Raw genomic sequence first — 17,377 nt, 5'->3', positions numbered from 1 at the left:
CGCACCGGTCCACCACCCTCGCGTAAGCTTTGCGCGGCAGATTGCAGGACGGAATCTGCTGCCGGTGACCCATGGCCGATACGTTAGCTGCTAGCCTGCCGACCCCGCGACGACTGGGGGCCGACGCCTTTTTCGCCGGCGGCATCGTGGCCATGCTCACGATCCTGTTCCTGCCGATCCCGCCGATCCTGATCGATCTCGGCCTCGCCTTCTCGATCGCGCTGTCGGCGCTGATCCTGATGGTCGCGCTGTGGATCCAGCGGCCGCTGGATTTCTCGGCCTTCCCGACCGTGCTCCTGATCGCGACAATCCTGCGGCTGGCGCTCAACGTCGCGACGACGCGCCTGATCCTGTCGCGTGGCGGGGAGGGGGAAACCGCCGCGGGCCACGTCGTTGCAGGCTTCTCGAAGTTCGTCATGGGCGGCGACTTCGTCATCGGCCTGATCATCTTCGCGATTCTGGTCACGGTGAACTTCGTCGTGATCACCAAGGGTGCGACGCGTATCGCCGAAGTCGGCGCCCGCTTCACGCTGGACGCCATTCCGGGCAAGCAGATGGCGATCGACGCGGACCTGTCCGCGGGCCTGATCGATGACAAGGAAGCTCAGCGTCGGCGCCGTGAGCTCGAGGAGGAGAGCTCCTTCTTCGGTGCGATGGACGGTGCCTCGAAATTCGTCCGCGGCGATGCCATCGCCGGCCTGATCATCACCGCGATCAACATCTTCGGCGGCATCATCATCGGCGTTACCCATCACGGTCTGACGCTGTCGCGCGCCGCCGACGTCTACACAAAACTCTCCGTCGGCGACGGTCTTGTCACGCAGATGCCGGCACTGATCGTGTCGCTGTCGGCGGGCCTTCTCGTCTCCAAGGGCGGCACCAGGGGTTCGGCGGAGCAGGCCGTGCTGCGGCAGCTCGGTGGCTACCCGCGCGCGGTGTCGGCGGCGTCGTTGATGATGTTCGTGCTCGCCTTGATGCCCGGACTGCCGATGGCACCCTTCGTGCTGCTCGGCAGTGTCATGGCCTTCGTCGGCTACTCGCTGCCGAGGCGGCAGGCGGCACGGGAGAAGAAAGAGCATGCGCGCAAGGCCGACGAACGGGCCCAGACCGAAGCCAAGGACTCCGTCAAGGAATCGCTCAAGACCGCGGAGATCGAGCTGGCGCTCGGCGGCCACCTTTCGGTCCATCTGCTGGGCTCGCGCAACGAGCTTGGGCACCGCGTCGGCAAGATCCGCAAGAAATTCGCCAAGCAATACGGCTTCGTCGTTCCCGAGATCAAGCTCACGGATAATCTGTCGATCGATCCCAAGAGCTATCAGATCCGGATTCACGATACCCGCGTCGCCCACGGCGAGCTGCGGATCGGCGAGGTGTTGGTGCTTGTGGACAAGGATGGCAACCCCGATGTGCCCGGCGAAGAGGTGATCGAGCCCGCCTTTGGCATGAAGGCGCTCTGGGTGACGGAGGCCTTCACCGAAGAGGTCAAGCGGCAGGGCTGCAAGCCCGTCGACAATCTGTCGGTGCTGCTCACGCATATGAGCGAGGTGCTCCGGGCCAACCTTGCCCAGCTGCTGTCCTACAAGGACATGCGGAGCCTGCTCGACCGGCTCGATTCCGAATACAAGCGCCTGGTCGACGACATCTGTCCGTCGCAGATCTCCTATTCCGGCCTGCTGGCGATCCTGAAGATCCTCCTGGCCGAGCGCGTATCGATCCGGAACCTGCATCTGATCCTCGAGGCGATCGCCGAGATCGCGCCCCATGTGCGGCGATCCGAGCAGGTCGCCGAGCACGTGCGCATGCGCCTTGCCCAGCAGATCTGCGGGGATCTGTCCGACAACGGCGTGCTCAACGTCATCCGGCTCGGCAATCGCTGGGACCTGGCGTTCCACCAGAGCCTGAAGCGCGACGCCAAGGGCGACGTCGCCGAGTTCGACGCCGACCCGCGGCTGATCGAGCAGTTCGCGACCGAAGCCAGCGCCGCGATCCGGAAGTTCACCGAGAACGGCACCAGCGTGGTGCTGGCGGTGACGCCGGAAGCGCGCCCCTACGTTCGCATGATCCTGGAGCGGGTGTTCCCGACCCTGCCGATTCTGTCGCATGTCGAGGTGGCGCGCAGCGCCGAGATCAGATCGCTCGGAGCCATATCGTGATCAGCGGTCTCGCCGACAGCGTGCTGGTGACGTTCATCGTGTTCTGCCGCATCGGCGCCTGCCTGATGCTCGTGCCCGGCTATTCCAGCGTCAACGTTCCGGCCCAGGTTCGCCTGTTCGTCGCGCTCGTGACGACGTTCGCGCTCACGCCGATCCTGATCGCCGTCCTGAAACCACTCACGGACAATGCGGCACCGCTGTCGCTCGCGCTCCTGATCTGCTCCGAGCTGCTGGTCGGCAGCGTCATCGGGCTCGGCGGGCGCGTATTCTTCCTCGCGCTCCAGACCATGGTAAGCGTGATGGCGAGTGCGATCGGCCTCAGCAGCATCCCGGGCACGCCGATCGGCGACACCGATCCGGCGCCGGCCCTGGTGCCGTTGATCATGGCGGCCGTCACCACGCTGTTCTTCATGACCGACCAGCACTGGCAGGTCCTGCGCGGGCTGATGAACTCCTACGACGTCTGGCATCCCGGCGACAAGATCGGCGGTAGCATGGCGCTCGATCAGCTCGTCGGCCGCCTGTCCGAGGCGTTCGTGCTGACGCTGCGGATCACCAGCCCTTTCATCGTCTATTCGGTCATCGTCAACCTGGCGGTCGGCCTCCTCAACAAGCTGACACCGGCGATTCCCGTCTATTTCATCTCGGTGCCCTTCGTCCTGTTCGGCGGCTTCCTGCTGCTCTATCTCACCAGCGACGAGCTGCTGACGCAATTCATGCTCGGCGTTTCGTCGTGGCTGGCGGGATGATCGGCATGACATCGCGCGCGGACAAGCTCGGTCGGATGGTCTCGCTCGTGAAGCTCCAGCTCCGGCTGTCCGAATGGCAGCTCGCGCAATTGCGGCAGCAGGAGAGAAGCTTGCAGGATGAGCAGGAATGGCTGGTCGGAACCCTGAACGAGGGGAAGCCGCCGGCGGGGTCATCGAGCGAGTCGATCGCGCGGCGACTGACCAGGGCGAGCGTCGGTGCACGCGCGGTTCAGGCGCAGGCATCGCAGCAGCTCGACCAGGTCCGCTCGGAGAGTCGCCGTGTGAAACAGCTCGAGCAGGTCGCGAAAGCGGCGCTGGCGGACAAGCTTCGCGACGCGGAGAAGCGTTCGCTCGAGGAAATGACGGGGACAAGCCCCACCGTGCGCGACTGGGCGCCACGGCCAGCCAGCCGGAACAAGACATGATCGTGACAGCGACGCCCGACCTCGTTCTCGACGTCCTCGATGCCGCCGATCCCGTGACGCAGCGCGCGGCGACCGCGAAGCTCGATGCGCTGAAGTCCTCCGATGCCGATTTCGCCGCGACGATGGACGCGGAGGTCGGCAAGGCCAAGGCGGCAACCGCCGATCAATCCGCGACGAAGGTTGCCGAGACCCAGTCGACTGCGGTGAACGGGGCGCCGGTGCAGGTGATCAAGGCGCCTGCCTCCGGCGAGGTCTACCGCAAGTTCGAGGCTTTCATCCTCCAGACCTTCGTCGAGACGATGCTGCCGAAGGAATCCGAGGAAGTCTTCGGCAAGGGCACGGCAGGCGGCATCTGGAAGTCGATGCTGGCGGAGCAGCTCGGTGCGCAACTGGCAAAGGGCAAGGGTATCGGCATTGCCAAGCAGCTGGCCGCCTCGAACGCGGCGAAGGCGGAGGCTACGGCGAAGGCCGGATCATGATCAGGGAATGGGTGACAGAAGTTGAGGGGTGAATTTTCTATGCAGGCACAAGATGGCGCGGCGGCCCTGGTGATGGAGCAGCCGGTCGTGGACACCGAGGCGATGACGACGCAAGCTGCGGCCGCCGATGCGCTGTTGCCCGTGCTGTTGCCGAATGTCGGCGGCGAGGTGGCGCCCGAAGGCGCCGATGCGGCGAGATCGGATGAGATGCGCGGCCTGCTGGCGTCGATCCGCCGGCTCGAAAGCATCGTCGAGGAGGAGACGGTCGCGCTCGCGACGGGAAAGAAGATCGATTTCGACGACTTCAGCGCGCGGAAGAGCCGGAGCATGCTGGAATTCGTCCGCCTGATGCGGGCGCGGATGCATCTCGGCGGCGAGGTGGAGATCACCGAGGAAATCCAGCGGCTGCGCGAGAAGCTCGAGCGAAACCGCGCCATCCTCGAGATGCACTACGACGCCGTGCGCGAGGTTGCGGCCATCATCGTCAGGGCGGTCAAGGAGGCCGATTCGGACGGCACCTATAGCGGTCGCGTAGCGCAGGACGCAAAATGATCAGACTGGTGCTGGCCGGACTCTGGGTATGCATCCTCACCGCAGGCACGAGCTATGCCGTGGCCTATTGGAAGGAAAACGGCAGCCCGCTGTCGCCAAAGGACGAATATCTCGACGGGCTGCAATACCAGAAGACGCGTGCGCTGAGCGTGCCGATGGTCGAGAACGGAAACGTGCAGGGCTACATCGTCGCGCGCTTCGTCTACACCGTGGAGGCGCGGACCCTGCACCAGCTCAACGTCCCGCCGGAGCCGTTCGTCGTGGATGAGGCCTTCCGCAGGATCTATGCGGACGAGCGGCTGGATTTCAGGAAGCTCGCCCGCTACGACCTCTCCGTGCTCACGACGGCCATCAAGCAGCGCGTCAACGAGCGGATGCAGGCCGCAGTTGTCCAGGACGTACTGGTCGAGGACTTCAACTACGTCTCGAAAGACGAATTCCAGCAGAAACCGTAGCGCAACGGCGTCTGCGCCGCGAAGCCGGCCAGCGCCCTTCGGTTTCTCTGCCGCTGAAAATGCACCGGCCTCTGCGGGGTGTCTCCGCAGAGGCCGGTGTCGTTTGGTATCGACGTCGTGCCGCGTCAGTTTCCTGCCGGGTACGCCGCCGGGGCGGCATGGGCCCTGTTCAGGAGGATGCCGACCTCGTCGAGATCCTGCATCGGAACGTCGACGGTCTCGCCGGCCGGGATGTTGAGGCGGTACCCGACGTAGCGCCGTGCCACGATCGCGTCGAAGCCGAGGCGGTCACGGAGCTTCTTGCGCAGCTTGCTCACATGGCTCTCGATCACGCTCTCGTCGAAGGTCGCCTCGAAGATACCGTAGACCGCGTTGAAGATCTGCGTCTTGGTGATCCACTTTCCATGGTTGCCGACCATGTATTCGAGAATCCGCAGCTCGCGGCGGGGCAGGGTGAGGGCGCGGCCGCCGATCTCGGGGTCGCGTCCGTTGAAGAAGACCTGGATTCTGGTCTCGCAGGGCCTTGGCAGGTCGCCGACCCTGCGTCGCGCGATCGCGGCCGTTCGGGCCAGGATTTCGCGAAGATGGATCGGCACGTGAACCACGTCGTCGACGCCGGATTCGAAGAGCTCCAGCGTGTTCTTGAGCATTTTCTGGCCGCTCATGGCGATGATGGGAGCCGAAGAGCGCTTGCGCATCGCCCGTGGAAGGCTCCCGCGGGCATCGCAGTCCCCGAGGAGGAAGGCGTCGACCGCTGCCAGATCCGATTCATTGGCGGATTGCAGCCAGTCCCAGAATTCTCCCGAGGAGAAGCCGATCGACGATACACCTTCGCGAACGAGCCCTCCAACGTAGCTGTTCGCGACGCTCTCGCGATCATCAACGATTATATACATCAGTCTTTTCGCCCCTGTTTCGCACTTGTCGCGGCCGGCTGGTTGTTGTGATGCCCCGGCTCGCAACTATGCTGTTTGACGATATTTCCATCCCGCGAACCGTTATTATGGTTTCGATATTCGCGGGCAGCCCTACGCATTCAGTGCCTGCATGTGCAGGCCTGCTACTTCGACTCGATACTGAACGCTTACTGCTTGAGGCTCGGCGGGTGTCTTACGGATCACCTCGCGGAGCGGATTGAGACAGCGACCTAGAACAGTTGTGCCAAGTTGCTCATCGCGTCCGAACACCACTGGACTGTGTCGATCTCCTCGCCTACCGGCGAGAATCACTTGAGTAGGACCGTAACAATTGCCGATTTCCGATCAAGCGCCCGCAACAAAGCGATTGCTACACGTGCTTGATGCTGTTGGTTTGTTTCGAGTTGTTTCTTGATATGTTAAATCGCATCAGTTGATTTTGTTTCCGAACTACTTTCGCGTTGGGGTGGTTCCAAATTTCCGCATCTCCGTAGAATTGCAGCTGTTTTTGTCGGTGCCGCGGGTCAGGCGTTTTGAGGGGTTTTCAACTCCCGATTGACTCCCGCGATCGCGCCCCCGCGTGCGACAATTCGACTCATGTATGGCGAGGCGACTCCAGCTTGGCGAAATCTTGGCGAGTGTGTGTCTTTCGAGTCGCACTTTCGCCTCGTGCATGACGCGTTTGACTCATTCGTGTCGCGCGTGACGAAGAATTTTCGACGCGCACGTTTCAGGCAAGCTTCGGCAACTAGCGTCGTTCGACAGATCGAATGAACGGAGCATTTTCACATGTCGTCCGATGGAAAAACTCGTCCCAACGAGACCGCGGATGTGTCTGCGGCTGCAAAGCCGGCTCCGGAAGCGAGCGACGCAAAGGACAATACGACGCGTACGGCCAAGCCCGCTGCAAGCGCGAGACCGGCGTCGGCGTCTGCGAGTGACGAAGTTCTCGCCAAGGAAGCGCTCGAGGGACTGAAGCGCATTCGCGCCAAGGCGCGCCTCGACAAGATGGCGATACCAAAGCCTGCGCCGACCGTCATGCGCCCGGCCGTGATCGTTGCCAAACCGCCGCCGCCCCGTCCGACATGGGTCGCGCCGCTCGCGACATTGGCGGTCGCCGCGGTTCTCGTGGTCTGTGCCTGCACCGGCGTGATCGCTTATCTCACCACCACGCAGCCGGGCCAGACCAACGCCGCGGCCAATATGGAGATCAGGAACCTGCGCGAGACGGTGGCGCAGCTGCGCAAACAGGTGTCGGGCGTGTCCGAGAACCTGGACGGCCTGCGTACGGCGGTCGATCTCTCGAGCAAGGCGACCAACGACCGCTTCGGCCGGTTTGCCGAGAATCTGGATCGTATCGAGCGGGTGAGTTCGTCCTCGACGGCGAAGCTCGACAGGCTCGCCCTGGCGCAGACCCAGGCTCCGGCGCCTGTTGCCGCGCAGCCTCAGCCGTCGTCGCAGGCCATGCCGATGATGGCCTCGGTCGCAGCGCCCGAGATCACGGGCTCGGTGTCTCCATCCGAGCGCTCGTCGGCGCCGCGCAAGGCGGTCAAGGGCTGGTCGGTCCGTCAGGCCTATGAGGGGATTGCGATCCTGCAAAGTCCGAACGGCGTCGTCGAGGCCGTGTTGGGACAACAGGTGCCCGGCCTTGGCCGCATCGAGGAGATCAGGAGCGAGAACGGCCGCCTCGTCGTGGAGACCAGTGGCGGCGTGGTCTATTCGTCGCGCAAGGCGACGCCGTAGTCCGCGAACCCTGCTATTGGCGGTGATGCTCGAAGCTGGTGCATAGAAGCTCGACCTCGGCCTCCGCGATCGGCGCGCGAAACAGGCGACAGGTGAACTCGACCGTCGTCTTGCTGTCGGATGTCGTGCGGTCCTCCCGGAGGAAGATGCACCGCTTGCAAACATCGGTATGGTGCCGCTGTTCGGCCGCGTCCGATTGATCCAGCACGTGCCGCAGCGTGTCGCGGAAGTGGATCTTGGCGTCATTGTCGAGGACGCCGATGGCGTCGACGAGAACGTTGACGGGGTCCCGCACCAGGAACTTCTTGCCCTGCTGCGTCACGCTCAACATCACCGAGCGCTTGTCCTTGGCCGAGCGCTTTCGCTCCAGATATCCCAGCCGCTCGAGTTCGCTGATGATGAACGAGGCGGTGCCGCGCGTGGTGCCGACATAGCTCGCCAGCGCCGATGGCGTTCTGGAAAACCGGTTGGCGCGGGAGAGGAAGCGCAGCGCCATCCACTCGCGATCGCGCAAGCCGTGCTTGGTGCCCTCGAACCACAGGATTCGCGCGACCTGCTCCAACAATTCAATCGATTCACGAGCCAAAATCATTTCAGTTCCACGTCGGATAAAGCTTTATTCAATTGAGCCTTTGGTAGCGCAATCTGGGTGGGCGATAATGAAGCTCTCGAGCGATCCTTCGCGCGAAGCAGGACCGCTTGCCGCGCCGGGAGCGCGCCTCTCCATTCTGGAGATGGAACTTTCGGACGTGGAACTAGAGCGTCACAAAGAAAGTTCGAGTAAATTGTTCGGCTCAACTCTTCTGAAAATTTCAGTCAAATCACGAAGGCTTGCGCGCGGATTCGGGTCGTGTGCGATGCCTGGGCAACATGATGTGTCGTTGCGGCCGCTGTGGCGCCCATTTGTTGCGGTTGGACGTCTCGAATTGCGCGAAGTTGCGGAGTGACTGCAACGCATGACGGCGTCGGCGCGGATGGGAGAACCGCTTTTTTCAGTTAATGGATGTTGCGTCGCAGTGCGGCCTGACGGTTAAATCGGGCACACGATCGAGCCCAGGGAATGTCCGAGTGCCGCCTGTCCGCAAGGAAGCAAAGCCGTTCAACGTCAAACGCGCAGCACTGGCCGCCACCATCGGCAACATGCTCGAGTTCTACGACTTCATCACCTACAGCTTCTTCGCCATTCAGATCGGGCACACCTTCTTCCCGACACAGAGCGAATACGGCAGCCTGATGCTGTCGCTGGCGACCTTCGGCGCCGGCTTCGTCACACGGCCGATCGGCGGGATCGTCCTCGGCATCTATTCCGACCGGATCGGCAGGCGGCCTGCCATGCTGTTGAGCTTTGCCTTGATGGGGTGTGCGATCCTGACCATCTCGCTGACGCCCTCCTATCATGCGATCGGCATTGCGGCACCGATCATCGTGATCGTGGCACGCATGGCGCAAGGCTTCGCCCTCGGCGGTGAGGTCGGGCCGACCACCGCCTATCTGATCGAGATCGCTCCGCCCGAACACCGGGCGCTGACGGTGGCATGGCAGCCGGCGAGCCAGGAGATCGCCGCGACCGCCGGCGCCCTGGTCGGCGTCATCCTGAGCAAGACGATGGCACCGGAGATGCTCGAGTCCTATGGCTGGCGGGTGGCATTCCTGATCGGGGCCGTCTGCCTGCCGTTCGGGCTCTGGATGCGCCGGACATTGCCGGAGACGATCCCGCATGCTGAAGCCGGTGTCGCAGCGGAAGAACGCACGGGTCACCTCTCGCAGGCTCGGCGTCACCTCGGCGTCATCGCGCTGGCGTTGATGATTTTGGCCAGCGGCACTATCTCGACCTATGTCACGCAATACATGACGACCTATGCGCAGAATACCCTGCATGTGTCGTCGACACTGGCTTTCGCCGTGTCGCTCGTCAGCAACGCCATTCAGTTCGTCGGCGCACTGGTCGGCGGATGGCTCGCCGATCGTCTCGGCCGCAAGCCGGTCATGATCTGGCCGCAGCTCGCAACCCTCCTGCTGACCTATCCGGTCTTCCTGTGGATCGTTCATGCGCCGGGCGCGCCGTCGCTCCTGGTCGGCTTCGGCGTGCTATCGATCATCGGCTCGCTGCCGTTCACCGCGTTCTACGCGACTTTCACCGAGGCGCTGCCGCAGAACATCCGCGGCGGCGTGTTCGCCACCGTCTATGCGGTCGCGATCGCGAGCTTCGGCGGCACGGCGCAGCTCGTGGTCACCTGGCTGCTCCACGTCACCGGCAATCCGCTGGCGCCGGCCTGGTATCTGCTGCTAGCGGCGATCGTCGGCCTGGTCGCGATGAGCCTGATGCCGGAAACTGCGCCGGTGAAGAGGCGCGAAGCCTGATGGCGACGGTGCTCGCAGGCTGGTGATTTGCGTTTCGCCGGCAACTGTTGACGATGCGCCGGCTGAAGGATCAGGGCCACGCATCAGGAAGGATAGATCGATGAGTATCGAAACCACCATGACATCCGACGTCGTCGGGCTGACCAAAGTCGCTCCGGTCTCGCGTCGCGGATTCATGAGCGCCACCGCGGCCGTGGCTGCCGGCTATACGCTTGCGGCCGGGCCGGTCCGCGCCGAGGTCATCACGACGGACACCAATGGTCTCCAGACCGGCGACGCCAAGATCAAGGTCGGCTCCGAGGAGATGCCTGCCTATTTTGCCCGCCCCGCCGGCAATACCAAGGCGCCGGTGATCATCGTGGCGATGGAGATATTTGGCCTGCACGAATACATCAAGGATGTGACCCGGCGTCTCGCCAAGCTCGGCGCGTTCGCCGTTGCGCCCGACTATTACTTCCGTAAGGGCGTTGACCTGACCAAGGTCACCGAGATCAAGGACCTGCTGGCGGTCGTCAATGCCAAGCCGGACGCGGAGTTGCTGTCCGATCTCGATGCCACGGTGGCGTGGGCGGGATCGCAGAGCGGCGACACCGCGAAGCTCGGCATCATCGGCTTCTGCCGGGGCGGGCGCACCGTCTGGGAATATGCCGCGCACAACGGCGCCCTCAAGGCCGGTGTCGCCTTCTACGGTCCGCCGGTCGATGCCCCCAATCCGCTGTGGCCGAAGAGCCCGCTCCAGCTTGCGCCCGAGATGAAGGCGCCGGTGCTCGGCCTCTATGGCGGAGCCGATACCGGCATCCCCGTTGCGCAGGTCGAGCAACTCAAGGCGGCGCTCGGGCAAAACGAGAAGACGGCCGAATTCAAGATCTATCCGGATGCCCCGCACGGCTTCCATGCCGACTACCGCGGCAGCTACCGCAAGGACGCGGCCGAAGATGCCTGGAAGCGGGCGCAGGCCTGGTTCAAGAAGAACGGCGTGCTGAGCTGACGCCGCGTTTCGAGGGGCGGCCGCAACGGCCGCCCCAATCTGGTCGGCGTGTCCAGGAGGGGCACGTTCGGATACAACGGAACTGTCTTTGCCTTATCGTCCTTCGCCCGCGTTCCACAGCGCATCCAGGCCGTGCCGATAGGTCGGATAGGCGAAGCTCACGCCGAGCTCGCGCTTCGCCCGCGCGTTGGAGACACGGGCGTTGCCGGCATAGAAGCTGCGGGCCATCACCGACATCTCGGCCGTCTCGAACGCTTCTTCGGCTGGCGCTGGAATGCCCATCAGCTTCGCCGCATAGGCGATCACGTCCTGCGGTGGCGCGGGCTCGTCGTCGCAGACGTTCCACGTGCCGCCGCCCCGATGGCGCACCGCGGCCATGATCGCGCTTGCGATGTCATCGACATGGATGCGGTTGAAGACCTGTCCCGGCTTGACGATGCGGCGGGCCGAACCCGCGCGAAGCGTCGCCAGCGCGTTGCGGCCGGGGCCGTAGATGCCTGCAAGCCGCAGGATCGCGACGTCGCCGCGCCCCGTCTCCATCCAGGCCTGCTCCGCCGCGAGCCGCATCCGCGTGCGGTCGAGCGCGGCCTGCGGTGGCGTGCTCTCGTCGACCCATGCGCCGCCGTGGTCGCCGTACACGCCGAGCGTGGACAAATAGATAATCTTCCGGCGACGGCCCGATGCCAGTGCCTCTGCGTACGCCGTGATGGCGGGATCGCCATGGCTCCCGGGCGGGATCGATACAACAAGAACGTCGGCGTCGCGAACGCGCTCGATCGTCTCGCCGTCCGGATCGCTGCCGGAAAACGCGTGCGCCTCGATGCCGGCGAGACCTTCCCGCTTCGCGGGATCGCGCACCGTGCCGGCGACGTGCGAGAACGCGCCGCCGAATCTGCGGACGAAATGCCCTGCGCTATAGCCGAAGCCGAGGATGAAGAGCCGCATGCGTCTGCCGTGCTGGTCGGAGTTCCGGTCGCGCCGCTGCGCGCATCTCTGCTCATAAGAGATTTTTGGGTCCGGCAAAAGATATTGCAATTTTACTCGCCTGCCTCCGCGGGCGATGCTCGCTTGTCACAGGGGCGTCAGAAGGGAAGCCGATCATGCAGGCGGAAGCGCCCGCCGTAGCGCTATGCGACGCCGTGGAACTGATCCGGCGCGCCAGCGCGCTGATCTTCGATGTCGACGGCACCATGGCCGAGACCGAGGAGCTGCATCGGCAGGCCTTCAACGAGGCCTTCGCGCGCGGCGGGCTCGGCTGGCAGTGGGATCGTGGCGTCTACAAGGACCTGCTGCGGGTGACGGGCGGCAAGGAGCGGATCCGCGCCTACCATGCGAGGCAGCGGATCGCCCCGCCATTGTCGGATGAGGACGTCGCAGAGCTCCACCGCATCAAGACCGCACGCTATGCCGAACTGGTCGAGACCGGCTGCTGCCCGCTGCGTCCGGGCGTCGCCGACCTGCTGGCGGCGGCGCGGTCGCGCGGCCAGCGGTTCGCGATCGCAACGACCACCTCGCGCGGCAATATCGATGTGCTGCTGTCGCGGGCGCTGGGCACGCGCTGGGCCGCGGACTTCGACGCCATCGTCGCCGGTGACGACGTGCGGCACAAGAAACCCGCGCCGGACGTCTATCTCGAAACCCTGGCGCGGCTGGAGCTGGACGCTTCCGATTGCGTCGCGATCGAGGATTCCGCCAACGGCCTGATCGCGGCCTCGCGCGCCAGCATTCCCGTCGTGATCACCCGCAGCATGTTCTTCCGGGACGATGATTTCACCGAGGCGCGGTTCGTGCTGGACGATCTGTCGGCACTTGGATGAGGTCGCCAACTAAAAAAACTGACAAACAACCCCATGCACAGTAGATCACGCCGGCGGTCAGTGGACGCGGTGACTCGGGCTATCGTCTTCAGCCTGCTCGACAATCTGCGCAATCGGGCTCGACTGGTGGTGCACGAGGCGCCAGTCGCCACCAACGCGGCGGAAATGGTTGGAGGCGGCCAGCGCGGTGCCGTCGACGATCTCGATGCAGAGCACGCGCGCGCTGTCGCCGTCGATGATCGCCTGCGGCTCGGCACAGACGATCTGCGGCCGCTCCGGATTTTGCAGGATGTCGCGCCAGCTGCCGATCACCGTGGCGCGCCCGATGATGGCCGGCCAGCCGGGATGGATGCAGGAGATGGCGTCGTCATCCGCCCACATCCGTTCCATGCCGTCGAAGTCGCCGGTTGAGAAGGCGGCGTAGAAGGCCGCGTTTGCGGCGATGACCTTGCTGTCCTTTGCCATGGCTCTCGGGTGAGGCAATGACAGGCAAAAATCAAGCGCGACTTCCGTCGACTTTGCGTTCGATTTGGACCGCAGTGCAGCATTGCTGCCCGCTTTGTGGTCACGTGGAGACGTGCGTCTCGACCGCCCGCCGCGCGCCGTCCGCATAGAGACGGCCGAGCGCCGCGGTCACGGCTTCGCGCAGGCGCGGTTCGGCGCCGAGCGGCCCGAACACCTGTCCGACGCCGAGCAGCGCGGGCGCCAAGCGCTCGGCAACGGGACCCGCCTCGCGCGCCAGCGCCGCGAATTCGCCGGCGAGCGGATCGCGCACGTCGATCGCGCGGCCCTGTTCGTCGGTGGCCGTGACGTAGCGCATCCAGCCCGCCACCGCGAGCGCATGGGTCGCGATCGGCAAGTTCTGGCGCAGGCGGTCCTGCATCGCGCCAAGCAGGCGCTGTGGCAGCTTTTGCGAGCCGTCCATCGCGATCTGCCAGGTGCGGTGATGCAGCGCCGGATTGGCGAAGCGCCTGAGCAGCGAGGCGCGGTAGGCGGCAAGGTCGGTGCCTGATGGCATGGTCAGCGTCACCGCGGCCTGTTCCATCACCTGCGCGGCAAGACGCGCGAAATGCGGATCCAGCATGGTATCGGCGATGGTCTCGTAGTCGGCGAGATAGCCGAGATAGGCGAGCGCCGAATGACTGGCGTTGAGCAGCCGCAGCTTCATCAGCTCGAACGGCTTGACGTCGGCGACGAGCTCGACGCCTGCAGCCGCGAGATCAGGCCGGCCCGCGCAAAAGCGGTCCTCGACCACCCATTGCGTGAACGGCTCGGTCATCACCGGCCAGGCGTCGCGCACGCCGAGCGCAGCGGAAACCGCTTCGCGGTCGGCCTCCAGCGTCTCCGGCACGATGCGGTCGACCATGGTGCAGGGGAAGGCGGCGTTATCCGCGATCCACTTGCCGAGGTCCTTCGACCGCAGCGCCGCGAACTGCGTCACGATGCGCTGCACGGTGTGGCCGTTGGCGGCGAGATTGTCGCAGCACAGCACGGTGAAGGGCGGAAGACCTTGCGCCCGCCGCCGCGCAAGCGCGGCCACGATGAAGCCGGGCGCCGAGCGCGGCGCGTCGAAATTGTTCAGATCGTGCACGACGTCCGGATGCCGCTCGTCGAGATCGCCGGTCTGCGGCGTGTGGCAATAGCCTTTCTCGGTGACGGTGAGCGAGACGATGCGGATGGCGGGATCGGCCATCCCCTGGACCAGCCGCGCCGGGTTCTCGCGCGCGACGACGCTGTCGAGCAGCGCGCCGATGACGCGGTGCTCGGTGCCTTCGGCCGCGCGCACGGCGACGGTGTAGAGATGGTCCTGCGGCGCGAGGGCGTCGCGCGTATCCGGACTGCGCAGGCTGGCGCCAACGATGCCCCAGGCGGTGGCGCCGGCGGCAAGGCAATCGTCGATGACGACGGCCTGATGGGCGCGATGAAAGGCCCCGAGGCCCAGATGCACGATGCCGGGCGTGACGCCCGAGCGGTCATAGGCCGGACCGCGAATGGCCGGCGGCAGCCGGTCGAGATTGGCGCAGCCAAGGCGCATGGTCGTCTCTCCCCTTGTTTTGCCGCTGCTTGACATGGCGCCCGTGCTCGGTCAATGCTGCGGTCAATTGGTAAGGCCAATTATCCAAAATTGGCGGGCCGCCGGGAACCGACCGGCGCGGCCCTTTCGGGGAGGCCAGCGTGCCGCTGGAAGCTGTGGAGGCGAGACGGCTCTATCGCCAGGTCGCCGATCAATTGCGAAGCCTGATCGACAGCGGTGAATACGCGGTCGGCAGCCGCTTGCCGACCGAACGCGAGCTCGCCGAGCAGCTCAAGGTCTCGCGGCCGACGGTGCGCGAAGCCCTGATCGCGCTCGAAGTCGAGGGCCGTGTCCGTATCCGTGTCGGTTCCGGCATTTATGTGATCGATCCCGCGGGCGTCGCGACGACCCTTCCTGCCGCCGTGGTCATCGAAGGCCCGTTCGAGCTGCTGCGTGCCCGCGAATTTCTCGAAAGCGCCATTGCCGAGCAGGCCGCGCGCGTGGCGACGAAGGATGACGTCGCCCGCATCGACGCAGCCCTGGTCGCGATGGAGAACGTCGAGCATCCCGGCGAAGCCTCGATGATCCACGACCGCGCCTTCCATGTCGCGATCGCCGGGAGCCTCGGCAATGCCGTGCTGGTGCGCGTGGTCGGCGAACTGTTCGATCAGCGCCTCAATCCCTATTTCGCGCAGCTCGCACATTATTTCGAGAACCCGGGCACGTGGCGCACCGCGCTCGACGAGCACCGCACCGTGCGCGACGCGATTGCAGCGCACGATCCGCAGGCCGCGCGCGAGGCGATGCGCGATCATCTGGTGCGCTCCCAGGAGCGCTTTGCGCAGAATTTTGGCGCCGAGACCGCGGCTGGATCGTCCTCGGAACGGGGCCGGACCGCGCGATCACCGGCAAAGCCGTCAAAACCAGAACAAGCGCCGAAGAGGCAGGCCAAAAAACAGGTCAAGAGCGGCACTGCGCGGCGGCGATGACATTGGGCGGTCCACCTCAGCTTCGGGGTGGGCGAACAAGAAGCAGACTTAAACGATGGAGGAAAAGTCAGTGTTGAAAAAGATGACGATGGTGCTGGCGGTCTCGGCCGCGGCAATGTGTGCGACGACCCATGCCGGCATGGCGCAGACCAAGCTGAAATGGGCCCATGTCTACGAGACCTCGGAGCCGTTCCACACCGCTTCGGTCTGGGCCGCGCAGGAGATCGGCAAGCGCACCAACGGGCGCTATACGGTCGATGTTTATCCGGCGTCCCAGCTCGGCAAGGAAGCCGACATCAACCAGGGCCTCTCGCTCGGCTCGGTCGACATCATCATTTCCGGCTCGAGCTTTGCGGCCAAGAGCTTTGCGCCGATCGGCGTGACTTATTACCCCTACACCTTCCGCGATGCGGACCATCTCCTTGCCTACACCAAGAGCGACATCTTCAAGGAACTCGCCAAGGGTTATGAGGACAAGAGCGGCCACCACATCGTCGCCGTCACCTATTACGGCGTGCGCCAGACCTCGTCGAACAAGCCGATCAAGAGCTGCGCCGACCTCAAGGGCCTGAAGATGCGCGTGCCCGACGTTCCGGCCTATCTGGCGATGCCGCGCGCCTGCGGCGCCAACACCGCGCCGATCGCGTTCGCCGAAGTCTATCTCGCGCTCCAGAACGGCACCGTCGAGGCGCAGGAGAACCCGCTGACCACGATCGAGGCCAAGAAGTTCTACGAGGTGCAGAAGCACATCGTGCTGACCGGCCACATCGTCGACCACCTCAACACGGTGGTGGCGGGCGCGCTTTGGAAGAAGCTCAGCGACGAGGACAAGAAGATCTTCACCGACGTTGCGCAGGAGGCCGCTGCGAAAGCGACCGCGGAGATCAAGCAGAACGAGGCCAAGCTGGTCGCCTTCTTCAAGGACAAGGGCCTGACCGTGACCGAGGTCGACAAGAACGAGTTCCGCGACACCGTGCTGAAGAACGTCGCGTTCGAGACGTTTGGCTATCGCAAGGCGGATTGGGAACGGATTCAGGCGGTCAAGTAATTCACGCCGTCATTCCGGGGCTCGCGAAGCGAGAACCCGGAATCTCGAGGTTCCGGGTTCGACGCTGACGCGTCGCCCCGGAACGACGATTTGGAGAGAGGTAACCCCATGTCGACCGCCGAAATACACCGGCAGATCACTGCGGACGAGATCGCCCATACCTTCGAGGAGGAGGCGGCGCCGAAGGTCGATCTCGGCGTCTACGCTTTCGAGGACTGGGTGGCGCTGGCGATCTTCTGGGTGATGGCGCTCGCCGTCTTCCTCCAGTTCTTCACCCGCTACGTGCTCAACGACAGTTATGCCTGGACCGAGGAGATCGCGACCTATTGCCTGATCGGCGTGGTCTTCATCGGCTCCTCGATGTGCGTGCGGCTGTCGCGGCATATCCAGGTCGACCTGATCTACCGCTATTTGCCGCATCTCGTGGCGCGCGCGCTGTCGACGGCGATCGACCTGATCAGGATCGCTTTCTTCGGCTACGCCATCAAGCTGGTCTGGGTCTACATCCAGATCATCGGCGATGAATCGATGACCACGATCAATCTGCCCAAGGACTACGTCTATTACGCCGTGCTGGCCGGCTTCGTGCTGATGTTCGTGCGCTCGGTGCAGGTGGCCATACAACATTTGCGACAGGGCTACTCGATCCTCGAACGTCCCGGCGCCTACGACGGCTTTGAAGGGTAA

19 protein-coding genes are annotated in these 17,377 nt (G+C 64.4%); 14 read left to right on the top strand and 5 right to left on the bottom strand.

The window, feature by feature from the left end:
• The first annotated feature begins 71 nt into the window (after window positions 1-71).
• Genes flhA through ACXJMY_RS04235 form a run of 6 tightly spaced genes read left to right on the top strand, consistent with a single transcriptional unit; the run spans window position 72 to window position 4,813 of the window.
• Window positions 72-2,153: a flagellar biosynthesis protein FlhA gene (gene flhA / locus ACXJMY_RS04260; protein WP_456618076.1), complete on the top strand. Its 2,082-nt coding sequence runs from the start codon at window positions 72-74 to the stop codon at window positions 2,151-2,153.
• Window positions 2,150-2,902 carry a flagellar biosynthesis protein FliR gene (fliR, locus tag ACXJMY_RS04255; RefSeq protein ID WP_456618075.1) on the top strand — a complete coding sequence of 251 codons (753 nt, stop codon included), beginning with the start codon at window positions 2,150-2,152 and terminating at the stop codon, window positions 2,900-2,902. The genes flhA and fliR overlap by 4 nt, the downstream gene beginning before the upstream one ends.
• 5 nt (window positions 2,903-2,907) lie before the next feature.
• Complete coding sequence (locus ACXJMY_RS04250; RefSeq protein ID WP_456618074.1) at window positions 2,908-3,327, top strand: hypothetical protein; 420 nt, start codon at window positions 2,908-2,910, stop codon at window positions 3,325-3,327.
• Window positions 3,324-3,806, top strand: coding sequence for a rod-binding protein (locus tag ACXJMY_RS04245; RefSeq protein WP_456618073.1), 483 nt, complete (start codon window positions 3,324-3,326; stop codon window positions 3,804-3,806). The genes ACXJMY_RS04250 and ACXJMY_RS04245 overlap by 4 nt, the downstream gene beginning before the upstream one ends.
• Before the next feature lie 39 nt (window positions 3,807-3,845).
• Window positions 3,846-4,358 carry a flagellar biosynthesis protein FlgN gene (locus ACXJMY_RS04240; RefSeq protein ID WP_456618072.1) on the top strand — a complete coding sequence of 171 codons (513 nt, stop codon included), beginning with the start codon at window positions 3,846-3,848 and terminating at the stop codon, window positions 4,356-4,358.
• A complete protein-coding gene (locus tag ACXJMY_RS04235; protein ID WP_456618071.1) occupies window positions 4,355-4,813 on the top strand; it encodes a hypothetical protein in 459 nt (152 codons plus the stop codon). The genes ACXJMY_RS04240 and ACXJMY_RS04235 overlap by 4 nt, the downstream gene beginning before the upstream one ends.
• 125 nt (window positions 4,814-4,938) lie before the next feature.
• On the opposite strand, the gene ACXJMY_RS04230 is transcribed toward ACXJMY_RS04235, so the two are convergent.
• Window positions 4,939-5,709: a response regulator transcription factor gene (locus ACXJMY_RS04230; protein ID WP_456618070.1), complete on the bottom strand. Its 771-nt coding sequence runs from the start codon at window positions 5,707-5,709 to the stop codon at window positions 4,939-4,941.
• A gap of 810 nt (window positions 5,710-6,519) precedes the next feature.
• Between ACXJMY_RS04230 and ACXJMY_RS04225 the strand changes: the two genes are divergently transcribed.
• The gene (locus ACXJMY_RS04225) at window positions 6,520-7,473 is read left to right on the top strand and encodes a hypothetical protein (RefSeq protein WP_456618069.1); all 954 of its coding nucleotides are present in this window, start codon (window positions 6,520-6,522) and stop codon (window positions 7,471-7,473) included.
• Window positions 7,474-7,486: 13 nt separating this feature from the next.
• Here ACXJMY_RS04225 and ACXJMY_RS04220 read toward each other — a convergent pair whose 3' ends face one another.
• Window positions 7,487-8,065: a MarR family winged helix-turn-helix transcriptional regulator gene (locus tag ACXJMY_RS04220; protein ID WP_456618068.1), complete on the bottom strand. Its 579-nt coding sequence runs from the start codon at window positions 8,063-8,065 to the stop codon at window positions 7,487-7,489.
• A 67-nt stretch (window positions 8,066-8,132) separates the two neighbouring features.
• Here ACXJMY_RS04220 and ACXJMY_RS04215 point away from each other — a divergent pair, with 67 nt between their 5' ends.
• The 3 genes from ACXJMY_RS04215 to ACXJMY_RS04205 all read left to right on the top strand — a co-directional run bounded on the left by ACXJMY_RS04215 (window position 8,133) and on the right by ACXJMY_RS04205 (window position 10,822).
• Window positions 8,133-8,420 (top strand): hypothetical protein, encoded by a 288-nt coding sequence (locus ACXJMY_RS04215; RefSeq protein ID WP_456618067.1) that lies wholly within the window; start codon window positions 8,133-8,135, stop codon window positions 8,418-8,420.
• 121 nt (window positions 8,421-8,541) lie between these two features.
• Window positions 8,542-9,834, top strand: a complete 1,293-nt coding sequence (locus ACXJMY_RS04210) for an MFS transporter (protein WP_456618066.1) — start codon at window positions 8,542-8,544, stop codon at window positions 9,832-9,834.
• Window positions 9,835-9,934: 100 nt separating this feature from the next.
• Window positions 9,935-10,822 carry a dienelactone hydrolase family protein gene (locus tag ACXJMY_RS04205; protein WP_456618065.1) on the top strand — a complete coding sequence of 296 codons (888 nt, stop codon included), beginning with the start codon at window positions 9,935-9,937 and terminating at the stop codon, window positions 10,820-10,822.
• A 93-nt stretch (window positions 10,823-10,915) separates the two neighbouring features.
• Here ACXJMY_RS04205 and ACXJMY_RS04200 read toward each other — a convergent pair whose 3' ends face one another.
• Complete coding sequence (locus ACXJMY_RS04200; RefSeq protein WP_456618064.1) at window positions 10,916-11,767, bottom strand: SDR family oxidoreductase; 852 nt, start codon at window positions 11,765-11,767, stop codon at window positions 10,916-10,918.
• Between the two features lie 155 nt (window positions 11,768-11,922).
• Here ACXJMY_RS04200 and ACXJMY_RS04195 point away from each other — a divergent pair, with 155 nt between their 5' ends.
• Window positions 11,923-12,639, top strand: coding sequence for an HAD family hydrolase (locus ACXJMY_RS04195; protein ID WP_456618063.1), 717 nt, complete (start codon window positions 11,923-11,925; stop codon window positions 12,637-12,639).
• A gap of 57 nt (window positions 12,640-12,696) precedes the next feature.
• Here ACXJMY_RS04195 and ACXJMY_RS04190 read toward each other — a convergent pair whose 3' ends face one another.
• Together ACXJMY_RS04190 and ACXJMY_RS04185 are read right to left on the bottom strand one after the other, a co-directional pair.
• Entirely contained in the window at window positions 12,697-13,104 is a 408-nt protein-coding gene (locus ACXJMY_RS04190) for a nuclear transport factor 2 family protein (RefSeq protein ID WP_456618062.1), read from the bottom strand.
• A gap of 100 nt (window positions 13,105-13,204) precedes the next feature.
• Complete coding sequence (locus ACXJMY_RS04185) at window positions 13,205-14,674, bottom strand: mannitol dehydrogenase family protein (RefSeq protein ID WP_456618061.1); 1,470 nt, start codon at window positions 14,672-14,674, stop codon at window positions 13,205-13,207.
• Between the two features lie 140 nt (window positions 14,675-14,814).
• Between ACXJMY_RS04185 and ACXJMY_RS04180 the strand changes: the two genes are divergently transcribed.
• The 3 genes from ACXJMY_RS04180 to ACXJMY_RS04170 all read left to right on the top strand — a co-directional run bounded on the left by ACXJMY_RS04180 (window position 14,815) and on the right by ACXJMY_RS04170 (window position 17,377).
• Window positions 14,815-15,642 carry a FadR/GntR family transcriptional regulator gene (locus ACXJMY_RS04180; protein ID WP_456618060.1) on the top strand — a complete coding sequence of 276 codons (828 nt, stop codon included), beginning with the start codon at window positions 14,815-14,817 and terminating at the stop codon, window positions 15,640-15,642.
• A gap of 88 nt (window positions 15,643-15,730) precedes the next feature.
• Window positions 15,731-16,690, top strand: a complete 960-nt coding sequence (locus ACXJMY_RS04175; RefSeq protein ID WP_456618100.1) for a sialic acid TRAP transporter substrate-binding protein SiaP — start codon at window positions 15,731-15,733, stop codon at window positions 16,688-16,690.
• Between the two features lie 108 nt (window positions 16,691-16,798).
• Entirely contained in the window at window positions 16,799-17,377 is a 579-nt protein-coding gene (locus ACXJMY_RS04170; protein ID WP_456618059.1) for a TRAP transporter small permease, read from the top strand.

Source organism: Bradyrhizobium sp. P5_C12, from assembly GCF_054049735.1.
The sequence above is the reverse complement of the archived record's forward strand: the minus strand, read 5'-3'. Positions and strand labels throughout refer to the sequence as shown.